Source organism: Luteibacter sp. P4_D7_3 (assembly GCF_056401735.1).
Genome location: NZ_JBFUIT010000078.1, coordinates 1 through 14,109, shown reverse-complemented (window position 1 = coordinate 14,109; position 14,109 = coordinate 1). Strand labels below are relative to the sequence as shown.

Sequence of the window (14,109 nt, the reverse complement as noted above, 5' to 3'; positions counted from 1 at the left end):
TTTGAAGAATGGGGCTGATTTCGGAGGGATCTTCGGCGATGAGGGCGCTTTCCAAGTGGATCATGGTTGCTGCCAGAGGGGTACGCAGCTCATGCGCCACGTCACCGGCGAAGCGGTGCTCGCGCTCGATCGCGTCTTCGAGGCGCTCCAACTGCTGATTGAGCGTCTCTATCAGCGGTTTGATCTCGTCCGGCGACCGGTCGATAGATATAGGTTTGCGGCTGCGAGGAGCTCGTTCGGCAAGCACCTGTGTCAACGATCCCAAAGGTCGGAGACCATGTTTAACAGCGAGCCCTGCCAGGAGAGCCAGAAGGGGCAGTCCTATGACCAAAGGAAGCGCATGCTCCAGTATCAGTCCGCGCGTGATATCAGACCGATTCTCCGCCCGTTCACCGATGCGGATCGTCAGATTGAAGCGATTGGTAAGAGTGAACAATCGCCAGCGCGAGCCGTCATGTTCAATATCGCTGAAGCCTCGCTCGCCACTCCGCGGCGCAGGAAGATCCGCCAGATTGGCTGTTGCCGCCATCAAATTGCCATTGGGATCATAAGCCTGGAACCCCACTTCTGGCTCGTAGTTCTTGGCGTGGACAGCCACAACTACCGTGCCTCGCTGGGCATCGGTTGCCAGTTCTAACGCTCGGCCGGAGTCAGCCTCTGAGTATCTATTCTGGCCATAGGCGATCAACGTGCCCAGCGTTCGACCCGCTTGAGCCAGACGGCCATCCAGCAGCTGATTCATCTCATGGAGCTCGCGCTGATAGCTTATGGTGCCTAAGGGAATCAGGACTGCCACCTGCACCAGAATGATCAGCCAGGTCAGGCGCGAGCGGAGGCTGTTGGATGTCACCGGGGCTCCCTGGGCATCATGTAGCCAATGCCTCGAACTGTGTGAATCACCTCYGGGCTCAACTTCCGGCGCAACCAATGCACGTGTACCTCAATCGCGTTGCGATCGACCACTGTGTCGAAGCCGTAGACCGAGCCCTCAAGACTCTCACGGCGAACTATGCGGCCAGCTCGCTCCATCAATATCCGTAAAACAGCGAATTCCCGCCGCGTCAGCCCGATACGCACACCTCGGTACTCAACATCGGTCGTGGCCAGATCCAACACCAAGCCACCCACCTCCACACGATTATCCACGAGACCTTGGGCCCGGCGGGTTAGTGAGCGTATCCGCGCGGCCAGTTCGCCGAGATGGAAAGGCTTGACGAGATAGTCATCGGCACCGAGGTCGAGTCCTCGGATGCGGGCCTCGGGCGCTTCCCTTGCCGTCATCACGAGAATCGGCGTCTTCACGCCGGATCGTCGTGCCTCCAGAAGAACCTCCAGGCCGTCCTTACCGGGTAAGCCGAGGTCCAGCAGGACCAGATCGAAAGACTCATCCGGTAGCGCACTGGCGCCCTTTCGCCCGTCGGTCAGCCAGGTGACGGCGTACGACTGGTGCTCAAGGGCGTGCTTGATGGCCTCGCCCAGCTCGATATCGTCTTCTAGGAGCAGGATGTGCATGGCAAGGGGGATGCTAGGGGGCAGAAGGACGCCATCATGGGAGAGAAGTCTTTTCCTAACCTTTTGTGTTCGGCTGGCTCAGTCTAGTCCGGCTGGAGCCTTGAGACGGAATGCTTAGCTCCCCTGGGGTGTCGCAAACACATCCTTGTCGGGGCGCGAGGATGAGATTAGGCTCCGGCCGTCCGCAAATCGATGCCTGCCCATGAATGATCGTGCCCGTGCCCTCCATTCCGCCCTGAAAAAGGCCGGGAGCGCTGTTGCAAGGCCTTCCCGGGATATCCGCACGTGCTTACCTTACCGATCTCCTTGCCGTATTCCCGAACCAGCTTCGGCAGCTTGAAATCTTCGTTAAGCCGGGAAAACGAGATCCCGTCATCGCCGCTGGCCTGAACGAATACTGCGCCGATCACGGTATCGTGCTGGCTCATCGATTGACGAAAGAACTGCATGATCGTGTATGGATCTTCGACCAACGGCGTGCCTTCGCTATTGGCACTTCATTCGGTGGCCTCACGGACAAGTGCGCGTTCATCCTGGAGCTTTCGCGCGAAGACAGGGAGCGCTTTGTTGGCAAGCTTCGCCAGGTTCGCGAAGGTGCCCGTTGGGCGCCGGGCATGAGTATGGACGAGACTTGACGTTTCGCGGCCGACGCGGCTTCGAGACAGGCTTAGAGGCCTGGCGACAAAGCGGGCGCCCTCCGCACGCAGTCACCACAGAGCAGCCTGCGAACCAATTCACCGCTAATACGGGATTTGGTTGGCCTCTTGCACGGGACTCTCCGAAATCCCGTTGAGTAGTACGCTGCGCGCGCGTGCAACGTAAAGAGATTTCACGGCAAGGACCTTGTCCTGCGCATAGTCGCTGAACGATACCACCGAGCGCTCGTGGTCACAAAGCGCAGATACGACGGCCCCCGGTGACCACGAAGTAGCGCATGGGTGAGGGGTGTACCTGGAAAAGTGGGGTTCGCCTCGGGTGCATCGTCACCTGCCACGCGATGGAGCCCGTCGTCGTCGCGCTTCGCCGCTGACGAAACCCTGACATGACACCGGCGAGGATGATGCCTCCATGACAAAGCCGGGAACGCCATGTCCGAGACGATCTTCGAAGCCCTCCGCGAAAGCCACGTCATCCAGCGCTCGCTGATGCGCAAGCTCATGCGCTCCGATCCGGGCGAGCATCGCGTGGAGTTGTTCACCGCGCTGCGCATCGAGTTGGCCGCCCATGAAGCGGCGGAGGAGCGCTTTCTCTATGTGCCGATGCTGATGGATGACCGCGGCCTGCATCCGTCGCGGGACGCACTGGCCGACCACCATAAGATGGACGACCTCGTGGAAGAGTTGCAGACGGTAACCCATGCCGGCCGCAAATGGACCGCCAACCTCAGCAAGCTCTCCGACGAACTGCACGACCATCTTCGCGAGGAGGAGCGTAGTTTCTTCCAGCTGGGCGGCAAGATACTTACCGATCGGCAGAAGACCTCGCTGGCGAAGAAATACCGCAAGGAGTACGTCGCCCTGCACAAGCGGCTCGCCAGCGAGTAAGCGCCAGCGCCGCCGAAGCAACCCCTCACGGTGCGGGTGAGTGCTTGCAGGTCACACCGTGCCCAAGGGCATCCCGTCGCGGTACCCTTGGCACCTGTGTTCCGTTTTTCTGTAAGGAATTCCCCGTGACCGACCGCAAGAACGTTGCCTGCTGGCTGACCGACATGGACGGCGTCCTCGTCCACGAGAACAAGGCCTTGCCGGGAGCACCCGAACTGATCCGCCAGTGGCGGGATCGCGGTACGCCGTTCCTGGTGCTGACCAACAACTCCATCTTCACCCCGCGCGACCTCAGTGCGCGCCTGCGTACCTCGGGCCTGGACGTGCCTGAAGAGCAGTTATGGACGTCCGCGCTGGCCACGGCCACCTTCCTCAAGGACCAATCCCCCGGCGGCTCGGCCTTCGTCATGGGCGAGGCCGGCCTCACCACGGCGATCCACGAGGCGGGTTTCATCATGACCGACACCGCGCCGGACTATGTGGTGCTGGGCGAGACGAGGACCTACTCTTTCGCGGCGATCACCAAGGCGATCCGTCTGATCGGCAACGGCGCGCGTTTCATCTGTACCAACCCGGATGCGACCAGCCCCAGTGCCGAGGGTCCGTTGCCCGCGACGGGCGCCGTGGCCGCGCTCATCACCCGTTGCACCGGCCGCGAGCCGTACGTCATCGGCAAGCCCAAYCCGATGATGTTCCGYTCGGCSATGAACMAGMTCGRCGCGCATTCGSAMAMCACCGGCATGATCGGCGACCGCATGGATACCGACGTGGTCGCGGGTATCGAAGCGGGCCTGCACACCGTGCTGGTGCTCAGCGGCATCGCCACCCGGGCGGACGTCGATAGCTATCCGTTCCGTCCTGCGGAAATCCTCGACTCCGTCGCGAACCTCCTCGAGGACTGAGACGAACCATGAGCGCGACCCTCGATACCGCGGACCGCCGCACGCTCAACCGTGGCGATGTGAAAACGCTGCTCCTGTCCGCCCTCGGCGGTGCGCTGGAGTTCTACGACTTTGTCATCTTCGTGTACTTCGCGAAGACGATCGGCCACCTGTTCTTTCCGCCCGGTACCTCGGAGTGGCTGGCAACGCTGCAGACGTTCGGCATCTTCGCCGTCGCGTATCTCGCCCGGCCGCTAGGCGGCATCGTGATGGCGCACTTCGGCGATCGCATCGGCCGTAAACGGATGTTCATGCTCAGCGTGTTCCTGATGGCCGTGCCGACCCTGCTGATTGGCGTGCTGCCGACCTACGCGACGCTGGGCGTACTGGCGCCGATCCTGCTTACCCTGCTTCGCGTCTTGCAGGGCCTGGCCATCGGCGGTGAAGTGCCGGGGGCCTGGGTGTTCGTGGCCGAGCACGTGCCGCAACGCCGCGTAGGGATCGCCGTTGCCAGCCTCTCGGCAGGCCTCACCGCCGGCATCCTCATGGGCTCGCTGCTGGCGGCATGGCTCAATGCCAACCTTTCCGAAGCCGATATGCTGGACCACGGTTGGCGAATCGCCTTCATTCTCGGTGGCGTCTTCGGCTTCATCGCCGTGTACCTTCGCCGGTGGCTGAGTGAGACGCCGGTATTCGCGCGCATGCKGGAGCGCAAGGAGCTTTCAGAAGAGCTTCCCGCGTTGGTCGTCGTTCGCGACCACTTGCCGGGTGTGTTGCTGTCGATGGCGGTGACCTGGGTGCTCACCGCGGCGATTGTCGTGGTCATCCTGACGACCCCCACGGTGATGCAGACGACGTTCCACATTGCTCCGGCGCGCGCGTTTGAAGGCGGAAGCATCGCGGCGTTCACCCTGTGCCTGGGCTGCATCGGCGGCGGCCTTCTCGTCGACTGGATGGGTACCGCCCGCGCCATGTTGCTCTCGTCGATCGGCCTGATGCTCAGCACCTATGCTTTGTACATCGACTTGCAGGGCGGCGGTGCGAACCTGTTTCCGCTCTATGCGCTTGCCGGCGTGTTCGCAGGGGTAGCGGGCATCGTCCCGGCTATCCTGGTGGCTTCGTTTCCGCCGGCGATCCGCTTTTCCGGGATATCGGTCTCCTACAACGTGGCCTATGCCATCGCCGGCGCCGCCACGCCGGTGCTCGTGGCCATCCTCGCCAGAACCGCCGGTGGCCTGGGGCCGGCGCACTACGTGGCCATCGTCTCGCTGGCTGGCGTGGGCGCGTCGGTCTACATGATGGTGACCGGGCGGGGCTCCCTTCGCCCTTGAAAGCGCCTCGGACCCCTTGCTGTTCACGTCGATTTCATGGGCGTGACAGTCTGGAGGGGTCCGATGATCGTGCCGGTTGAAACCCGGCACCACCTTCGGCATGCTTTTGCATCCGGACCGTTCCCCCGGTCCACCGCCGTCCCCCTACCTTCGCACCAGACCCATGACTGATGTCATCACCCTAGGCTGGCGCGAACGGCTCGCACTTCCGTCGCTCGGCGTCGCTGTCCTCAAGGCCAAGCTCGATACGGGCGCGCGCTCGTCGTCGCTGCACGTCGAATGGCTGGAGATCGACGAGCGAGACGACGGCACATGGCTGCGCTTCCAGGTGCGCACGACCCGAAAGGGCGGCGTGTCTGATCCTTGCGAGGCCAAAGCCATCGGCCAGCGTACCGTGACCGATTCTGGCGGCCATGCGACCACCCGCTGGTTTATCCAGACCGAGATCGAGCTGGCCGGACAGACGTTCCTTGCCGAAGTGAACCTGACCGACCGGCGGCACATGCTCTTTCCCCTTTTGCTCGGCCGGACGGCGCTGAACGGGCGCTTCCAGGTCGATCCTTCGCTTTCCTATTCACAGACGCCGCGCCGCGCCGTCCGGGAACCCACATGAAGATCGCCATCCTGTCGCGCAATGCGCGGCTGTACTCCACGCAGCGACTGGTGGAGGCGGCGCGCAAGCGCAAGCACACCGTCCGCGTGATCGATCCGCTGCGTTGCTACATGAGCATCGCACCGCAGATGTTCGCGATCCACTTCAAGGGCAAGCCGCTTGGGCCGATCGACTGCGTGATACCGCGCATCGGCGCCTCCAGCACCTTTTACGGTACGGCCGTGCTCCGCCAGCTCGAGCTGATGGGCGTGTTCACGCCTAACCCCTCCGACGCCGTGCTGCGCGCGCGGGACAAGCTGCGCAGCCTGCAGATGCTGGCGGTGAAGGGCGTGGACATGCCGGTCACCGCCTTCGGCGACAACCCGGATGACACCTCCGACCTGCTGGCGATGCTGGGCGACCCTCCGCACATCATCAAGCTGAACGAGGGTACCCAGGGCACCGGCGTGGTCCTGGCCGAGAAGCGCTCAGCGTCCCAGAGCGTGATCGAAGCCTTCCGTGGCCTCTACGCGAACTTCCTCGTCCAGGAATTCATCCGGGAGGCCAATGGCAGCGACCTGCGCTGCTTCGTGGTCGGCGACCAGGTGGTCGCGGCCATGCAGCGCTCTGCGGCGCCGGGTGAGTTCCGCGCCAATCTGCACCGGGGCGGCACGGCGGCTTCGGTCGAGCTTTCCGACGACGAGCGCCGGGTTGCGATCCAGGCGGCTTCGGCCCTGGGTCTGGAGGTCGCGGGCGTGGACCTCCTGCGCTCGTCCCGTGGCCCGTTGTTGCTGGAGGTGAATGCCTCGCCAGGCCTGGAGGGCATCGAGGGCAGCACCGGGGTCGACGTGGCCGACGCCATCATTGCCCACTGTGAAACCCGCCTTGCCGCCCGCCCCGCGGTCGCCAAGCCGCGCCGCCCAAGGGCCCCGAAGGGGTTAACAGCGATTTAAACGGGTGTCGCCTATAAAGGTTTCACTGTGATTCCGCGACGCGGGGTGACGGTATCGGGGCAGTAGTTCTTTCGGCCCGGGCGGGGTTTCCCGTCCGGGCCTCTCTTTTACTGCTGTCCGCTTCACGGATTCGGCGTTAAGCTTCCGGTCGCAATACTGATAAGACTCACCCGCGACCGCACAATGGAGTGCCGAATGCGCGTTCTGGTCATCGAAGACAACACCGACATCGCGACCAACATCGGGGATTACCTCGAGGATCGCGGCCATGTGGTCGATTTCGCCGGCGACGGCGTCACCGGGCTGCATCTGGCTGTCGTACACGATTTCGACGTCATCGTGCTCGACCTGACCCTACCGGGCATGGACGGGCTGGATGTCGCCAAGAAGCTCCGCCACGAGGCGCACAAGCAGACGCCGGTGCTCATGCTCACGGCGCGCGACTCGCTGGACAACAAGCTGGTTGGCTTCGAGTCCGGTGCCGACGACTACATGACCAAGCCTTTCGCCCTGCAGGAACTGGCGGCGCGGCTGGAAGTGCTTGCGCGTCGGGGCAAGGGTCCGCAAAGCCGCGTGCTCAAGGTGGACGGTCTCACCTACAACCTCGACACGCTTACCGTGACCCGCGAAGGTAAGTCGATCCAGCTCAATCCGATCGGCCTGAAGCTGCTGCAGGCACTCATGGAGGCCAGCCCCTCCGTGGTGACGCGGCAGGATCTGGAGCAGCGGGTCTGGGGAGAGGAGCTTCCGGACTCGGACTCGTTACGCGTGCATATTCACGGGCTGCGTGCGGCCATCGACAAACCTTTCGAGAAGCCGCTGATCCACACGCGTCACGGTATCGGATATCGCATGGTCGATCCGGATGCGGTCCAGACGTAAGCTTCGTTTTCGCCTGATTGTCACCTTTACGCTGTTCGGTCTCGGGCTGAGCGCTCTTTTCGCGTTCGCGGCGATCAACATCCGCGAGCGTGTCGAAGAACAACTGATCAACTCGGCCTTGCAGGATGAAGCGGACTCGCTCAACGCGCAGGTTCGGGCGAACCCGGCTGAGAGGCCGCAGTTCAACATCATCCAGGCCGCCACCTTCAGCGAACGTACGATTTACAAGGCGCCGCTGAACTGGCAGTCGCTCGATACGGGCGTGCACGAGCTCTACGAGACCGGCAAGGACGGCAAGCCGCGCCACTTCAAGGTGGCCGTCCGGCGCGAAGGCGGCATCATCAACTTCCTCCAGTTCGACGTCTCGCGCGACGAACTCGGCAAGCGCCAGCTCATCACCAGCGTCATCGCGGCGGTCTTTCTGTTCGGGTTGTTCTCGCTGGTGCTTGGCGTGTGGCTTTCGGCGCGCGTCCTGCGCCCGGTGACCGATCTGGCCAGGCGCCTGCGTGACTTCCGCCGCGTGGGCAAAGCCGAGGCGCTGGCCCCGCACTTCGCCGACGACGAAGTCGGCGAGCTTGCCGTGGCGCTCGATGAATACGCCATGCGCCTGACCTCGGTCGTCGAGCGCGATCGCGAATTCAACTCGGACGTGAGCCACGAGCTGCGCACCCCGCTCGCAGTGATCGCCAGCACGACGGAGCTCCTGCAGGGCTCGCCCGATCTGACAGACAAGTTGCGCGAGCGACTGAAGCGCATCGAGCGCGCATCGCGCCAGGCAACCGAGATGATCGAAGCCCTGTTGCTGCTGTCGCGCGCCGAACGTCGAGGTCCCACGCGCGGCGAAACCACCGACGTGGCCAAGGTCGCCTCGGATGTGATCGAAAGCCAGCGCCCGCAGATGGGCGGCAAGCCCATCGAGATCGAGTTGGTGTCCGATGGATCGGTGTCGGTAAACGCGCCGGCCTCGGTGCTTTCGGTGGCCCTGACCAACCTCATCGGCAACGCGATCAAGTACACGATGGAAGGCAAGGTCACGGTGCGCGTGCTCGACGGCCGCGTGGACGTGATCGATACCGGCCCCGGCATCAAGCCGGAAGACGCCGAGAAGCTGTTCCAGCGCGGTATTCGCGGCGAAAGTGCCACGGGCGGTGGTGCGGGGCTAGGCCTCGCGATCGTGCGTCGCTTGTGCGAACTGTACGACTGGGACGTTTCCCTGCGACCGCGGGCCGACATGGCCGGCGCGATTTCGACGATCGATTTCCGCTGAGCGAAGACGGACGTCCAGGCGTCCTGTCACAGGGGCTGTCACTAAGCTGCCATTTTACTGCACGACTATCCGACGCTTCCACGGCGCGTGATGGGCACCCTCAGGGGAGGTGTGCCGCGACGCGTCCGCGAGTGTAAGGATGCAGTCCCTTGTTCAAGCAGACCGTTCTGGCCATCGCCCTCGGTATGGCCCTGTCTTCCGTTGCCTACGCGACCGACACCGATACCACCGACACCAACGCCCCGGCTGATAACGCCAGCGCCACAAAGCGCGACAAGGTGCAGGACCTCGATGCGGTCTCCGTGATCGGCACGGGCGAGACGCGCCAGGTGCAGCGCCTGCGTCCCTCGGACCAGAAGGCCCTGCCGCCCGGAACGAGTCTTCAGAAAGTTCTCAACACGCTGCCGGGTGTGAATGCACAGTCGGTCGACGCGCTGGGTACCAACGAACAGTCGATGACGCTCAGCCTGCGCGGCTTCAGCGGCACGCGCCTCGGGTACACGCTGGACGGCATGCCGCTGGGTGACAGCGCTTACAACAACTACAACGGCTTATCGATCAACCGCGCGCTGATCTCCGAGAACTTCGCTGGCGCCGAACTCTCCGAGGGCATCGGCAATCTCGGCACCCCGTCGACCAGCAACCTCGGCGGTACCATCGCCTATACATCGAACGATCCGACGAAGACGATGGGTGGCCGCTTCTCGCAGACCGTCGGCAGCGACGCCAATCGCCGCACGTATGCGCGCTTCGACACGGGTGAGCACAACGGCTTCTCAATGTACCTGTCCGGAGCGAAAACCACATCCGATCTGTGGAACGACCAGACGGCGTACAACGGTTCGACGACGAAACAGTTCAACGGCAAGGCCGTGTGGGACCTCGACTGGGCGCGATTCACCGGCTTCGCGGACACCTCACGCACGTCGCAGGCGGATTATTTCTACCTGTCCAAGAGTGAGCTGGCGCGCGGCCTGGGTTGGGACTGGGGTGGCTCGGCACCGAACTGGCAGAAAGCGATCGGCAAGGCTTACTGCAATGCCGGCACGCTCAACGCCAAGCTCTGTGACAAGAGCGGTGCGGATACCGACGCGGACGGTGCGTTCACCGCGGGTCAGATCCTGCGCAACGACGATCTTTACTACCTCGCCGGCGACTTCTTCCCGAGCGACTCGGTCACCATCCACGCCCAGGTCTATCACCACGAGGACGCGGGCGAAGGACACAACTGGAACAGCGGCACGTATTCCTACCCGGGCACGCCGCAGCAGTTGCCGATCATCTTCCGCAACACGCTCTATACGATCAATCGCTCGGGCGCCGTGCTGTCGGCAGCGTGGGACATCGCGAACCAGCACATCGAAGGCGGTGTCTGGTACGAGCACAATGTCTCTACGGCGTCGCGCTACAGCAGCTACGTCACCGGGCCGCGGGACCTCAGTGGTCCTATCGACGCCACGCCGGACCTCGGCGTTTTCGACCAGCGTACGGTATGGAACACGCGACAGGCCTTCCTGCAGGACACGATGCGCTTCCTCGACGATGCACTCACGGTCGATGTCGGCGTGAAGAGCCCGCATGTCACCTCGCGCGCGGAGGCCTTGCCGGGCGACGCCGTGAAGCCGATTCCCGCTAACTCAAACAACCAGTTCGCCACGGGTTCGCTCAGCGCAAGCAAGGCATTGCTGCCGCAGTTCGGTGCGCGCTACAAGCTCGCCGAAGGCCAGGAAGTCTTCACCAGCTTCTCGAAGAACGTCGCGATGTTCCAGGGTGGGTTCAAGCTGGGTCCGCAGGCAGTGGCCCAGTCCATCTGGGACACGCAGGGCGACCTCAAGCCCGAGAAATCGCGCAGCCTCGAGGCCGGCTATCGCATCGAGACGGACCAGGTGGCCGCTTCGGTCGCCGCATACAATGTGCGCTTCGACAACCGTCTGCTGCAGTACAACCCCTGCGACTCACGCCAGCCGGTCGGGCCGAGCTGCGGTAATCGCTTCTACAACGTCGGTGGCGTGAACAGCCACGGCGTTGAACTGACCTTCGTGTGGCAGCCGACCAGTCACCTGCGCTGGTACAACTCGGCCTCCTTCAACCGCTCGACGTATGCCAGTGACTACGTGCAGGCCGGTGTCGTCCAGCACACCAGCGGCAAGATCCAGACCGACACGCCGACCAAGCTGTTCGCGACGCAGATCGACTGGACGCAGGGGCCATGGTTCGCCTCGCTACGCGGCAAGTACACCGGCAAGCGTTACTACACCTATACGAACGACCAGGGCTTTGGTGGATTCACCACGTGGGACGTGTCGGGTGGCTACGACTTCGGCCCGCTTTCGGTGGCGAAGGACGTGCGCCTCTCGCTCAACGTGACTAACCTCACCGACAAGCGCTATGCCAGCAACTTCGACTCGAGCGCCTTTGTGCCCAGCGACCCGGCCGGTACCGCCTATGTGTTCCACGCATCCGCGCCCCTGCAGGTATTCGCGACGCTGGATGTACGGTTCTGATGGCTCGCCGCATCGCCGGTCTGGGCTTGATGTTACTTCTGGGCAGCGCTTCGGCGCAGACCGTCGATGTTCGTACGGCGGATGTCGCGCAGGCGCCGCTGCCGCGCTCGGTCACGTTCGGCGGGAAGACGTATGTCGATCAGGGGCTGGTGGCCGCGGGATCATTGCCCGCGGGGACCATAGATTTTCTCGGCGACACGCTGGGGTCGTTCTCGTCGTTGATGATCGAGCCGGGTAGCTGGAGGCGCGACGGGGACACCTATACGGGGGTGCTCTGGACCTTGCCCGATCGTGGGCGGAACGATCCCGAACACAATGTGTTCTTCGATTACCGGGGGCGGTTGCACCGGTTCAGGTTTACGTTGACGTTGCCGCGGGCTGGGATCGCCGCTGAAGCGGCTCCCACAGGAGGCAGTGTTTCGCTGGTGGTTGATGGCGGGCTTGCGTTGCGGGATTTCGATGGGAAGCCGTTTACCGGCGCCGAGCCTGCGAAGGGACTACGGACGGAGCGCGCTATCGTCCTTCCTTCGCCGGCCAGTGGTATCGGTGCAGGGAAGGTCTCACTGGACGCGGAGTCGTTGCAGTTCACTCACGATGGCGGTTTCTACGTCGGTGACGAGTACGCGGCAAACGTGTACCGGTTCGACGCGAAGGGAAAACTCACCGGGGTGATCGTGCCGCCCAGAGCCGTGCGTCCGCTGGATGCGGATGGCAAGCCGGACTTCACGTCGCTCAGGCCGCCGATAACCGGACGACGCAACAACCAGGGTGTCGAAGGGACGGCGTTATCGCCGGACGGCACACGTCTGTTCGTTGTGTTGCAGAGCGCGTTGATCCAGGACACGGCGACCCGCGAGGCACCGGGCGACGCGTCCGGGCGCTCGCTAACCCGCGTGCTCGTTTACGACGTGAGTCGTAACGACGTACCGAAAACGCCGATGGGGCACTACGTCGTTCGGCTGCCTGTATACGCCGACCGCGGTGATGGAAGCGCTCCCAACAAAACGGCGGCGCAAAGCGAAATCCGCGTCCTCGACAACCACACCTTCCTCATGCTCTCGCGAGACGGCAACGGCTACGGCGCCGATGGTGGAAAGCCCCTCGTGTACAAGAGCGTGCTGTTGGTCGACACCGATGGCGCGAGCAACCTTGCCAGGACGACCTACGAGACGTCGACGAGGTCGGTGCTGGGCAAGGATGGCGAGCTGCGCAGCGACATCCGCGCTGCGGCGTGGACGCCGCTGGTCAATCTCCTGGATCCGCCCGACCTGGCGCGATTCGGTCTGGGCATCGATGCCGACGTTACGGGCAGGGCCCAGCTCTCCGAAAAGTGGGAGGCCATGGACCTCCTTCCCGTGCTGGATCCGGCGCGTCCCGACGACTGGTTCCTTCTCGTCGGCAACGACAACGACTTCATCGCGAAGCATTGCGTCATGGACGGGCAGAACTGCGACTCGCCCATCGACAACGACAACCGCATCCTCGTGTACCGGCTGACTTTGCCGGGCATGCGTTCCACCGCCGCCTCCAACCACCGATAAAGGGTTATGCGCATGATGAAACGTACGGTTCTTTCGCTGCTGTCGGCAACCCTCATGCTGGGTTCGATCGCCAGTTATGCCAATACGCCGGCTTATGTCGACAGCAAGGAATACAAGGTCCTGGTCGACCCCACGCGCTTCGCCAGCAATCCGTCGAGCGCGGCGGCGACCTTGCTGACCAATCTTTCCACCCGCCTGTCGGCTCTCGGTTTCGACAAGACCGTCACCGGCAACTTCGCTGCTGGCAACCGTGACACGCTGGCTTACTACGACACGCCGGGAACGTGCCCACTGAACAGGCGCGGCTACTCGCTGCGTACGCGTGCCGGTGACGATACCGACATCCAGTTCAAGTTTCGCCATGCGGACGAAGAACTGTCCTATTGGACGGACGTGTCGGGTGCGGGCAAGAACAAGTCGACCAAGCTCGAGACCGACGTGACGCCGGGCAACCTCGTGCTGGCGCATTCGACCAAGCAGGACGCGACCACCACGCCGACGACGGTCGCCGCGCTGATCAAGCTGTTCCCGGGTGCAACGACGCTGTCCGATGTGTCCACGTCGGCGTTGTCGAAGGTGGCTGGCGTCACGGTGACCCAGCAGGAATACGACGGCCCCGTGTCCGACATCGGTGAGTCCGTGGCGGAGTTCACGCTGACCTTGTGGTACATCGATGGCGCCACGACGCCGGCGCTGGCCGAGCTGTCGTTCCGCGTCGACGCGGACGCGGACAAGTACTTCACCACACCCGTCCTCACGCGGTCGCAGACGCTGAACACGGCGATCGGATCAATCGGCAACAACTGGAATATCGCCAACGATGGTGGGAAGACGAGCTGGCTTTATGCCTATCGGTCGTCTTCGTACCCGAACGGGTTCTGCAACTAAGCGGGATCGAGAGCATCGCCGATGAATTGCAGTGGTCAAGCTTTTCTGGACACCGGTGTAGGAGCCTGAGCCGCCAGTTGCTCGAAGAGCACTGGCGGGATGTCGTTTAGTCGCGAGTGTTGCCGTTCTAGGTTGTAGTAGATCAGAAAGTCGGTCAGCTCCTTCTCGGCCTCGGCGATAGATGCGTAGCCTCCTTCAGGTACCCACTCGTACT

General features: G+C 63.2%; 14 protein-coding genes. 11 read left to right on the top strand and 3 right to left on the bottom strand.

Annotation, left to right across the window (positions count from 1 at the left end):
* Positions 1-850: sensor histidine kinase N-terminal domain-containing protein (locus AC1DSN_RS09630; protein WP_477330468.1), on the bottom strand; the 850-nt coding region annotated here is incomplete at its 3' end.
* On the bottom strand, positions 847-1,512 hold the full coding sequence (locus tag AC1DSN_RS09625; protein WP_477295869.1) for a response regulator: 666 nt from the start codon (positions 1,510-1,512) through the stop codon (positions 847-849). The genes AC1DSN_RS09630 and AC1DSN_RS09625, both read right to left, overlap by 4 nt.
* Before the next feature lie 257 nt (positions 1,513-1,769).
* Between AC1DSN_RS09625 and AC1DSN_RS09620 the strand changes: the two genes are divergently transcribed.
* The 11 genes from AC1DSN_RS09620 to AC1DSN_RS09570 all read left to right on the top strand — a co-directional run bounded on the left by AC1DSN_RS09620 (position 1,770) and on the right by AC1DSN_RS09570 (position 13,895).
* The gene (locus AC1DSN_RS09620) at positions 1,770-2,147 is read left to right on the top strand and encodes a hypothetical protein (protein ID WP_477330466.1); all 378 of its coding nucleotides are present in this window, start codon (positions 1,770-1,772) and stop codon (positions 2,145-2,147) included.
* Between the two features lie 453 nt (positions 2,148-2,600).
* Positions 2,601-3,056: a hemerythrin domain-containing protein gene (locus tag AC1DSN_RS09615; RefSeq protein ID WP_477295871.1), complete on the top strand. Its 456-nt coding sequence runs from the start codon at positions 2,601-2,603 to the stop codon at positions 3,054-3,056.
* A gap of 125 nt (positions 3,057-3,181) precedes the next feature.
* Complete coding sequence (locus AC1DSN_RS09610; protein WP_477330464.1) at positions 3,182-3,958, top strand: HAD-IIA family hydrolase; 777 nt, start codon at positions 3,182-3,184, stop codon at positions 3,956-3,958.
* Between the two features lie 8 nt (positions 3,959-3,966).
* On the top strand, positions 3,967-5,268 hold the full coding sequence (locus AC1DSN_RS09605; protein ID WP_477330462.1) for an MFS transporter: 1,302 nt from the start codon (positions 3,967-3,969) through the stop codon (positions 5,266-5,268).
* Positions 5,269-5,431: 163 nt separating this feature from the next.
* Positions 5,432-5,881: an ATP-dependent zinc protease family protein gene (locus AC1DSN_RS09600; RefSeq protein ID WP_063573686.1), complete on the top strand. Its 450-nt coding sequence runs from the start codon at positions 5,432-5,434 to the stop codon at positions 5,879-5,881.
* Complete coding sequence (gene rimK / locus AC1DSN_RS09595; protein ID WP_213949724.1) at positions 5,878-6,813, top strand: 30S ribosomal protein S6--L-glutamate ligase; 936 nt, start codon at positions 5,878-5,880, stop codon at positions 6,811-6,813. The genes AC1DSN_RS09600 and rimK overlap by 4 nt, the downstream gene beginning before the upstream one ends.
* A gap of 195 nt (positions 6,814-7,008) precedes the next feature.
* The gene (locus AC1DSN_RS09590; protein WP_159889890.1) at positions 7,009-7,695 is read left to right on the top strand and encodes a response regulator transcription factor; all 687 of its coding nucleotides are present in this window, start codon (positions 7,009-7,011) and stop codon (positions 7,693-7,695) included.
* Positions 7,679-8,962 (top strand): sensor histidine kinase, encoded by a 1,284-nt coding sequence (locus tag AC1DSN_RS09585; protein ID WP_213949723.1) that lies wholly within the window; start codon positions 7,679-7,681, stop codon positions 8,960-8,962. Before AC1DSN_RS09590 ends, AC1DSN_RS09585 begins: the two co-directional genes overlap by 17 nt.
* Positions 8,963-9,147: 185 nt before the next feature.
* Positions 9,148-11,466: a TonB-dependent receptor gene (locus AC1DSN_RS09580; RefSeq protein WP_477330472.1), complete on the top strand. Its 2,319-nt coding sequence runs from the start codon at positions 9,148-9,150 to the stop codon at positions 11,464-11,466.
* Positions 11,466-13,007, top strand: coding sequence for an esterase-like activity of phytase family protein (locus AC1DSN_RS09575; RefSeq protein ID WP_477330459.1), 1,542 nt, complete (start codon positions 11,466-11,468; stop codon positions 13,005-13,007). The genes AC1DSN_RS09580 and AC1DSN_RS09575 overlap by 1 nt, the downstream gene beginning before the upstream one ends.
* Before the next feature lie 12 nt (positions 13,008-13,019).
* Complete coding sequence (locus AC1DSN_RS09570; RefSeq protein WP_477298436.1) at positions 13,020-13,895, top strand: hypothetical protein; 876 nt, start codon at positions 13,020-13,022, stop codon at positions 13,893-13,895.
* Positions 13,896-13,930: 35 nt separating this feature from the next.
* Here AC1DSN_RS09570 and AC1DSN_RS09565 read toward each other — a convergent pair.
* Positions 13,931-14,109, bottom strand: a 179-nt coding sequence (locus AC1DSN_RS09565; RefSeq protein ID WP_477330470.1) for an integrase core domain-containing protein, incomplete at its 5' end; no start/stop codon positions are given.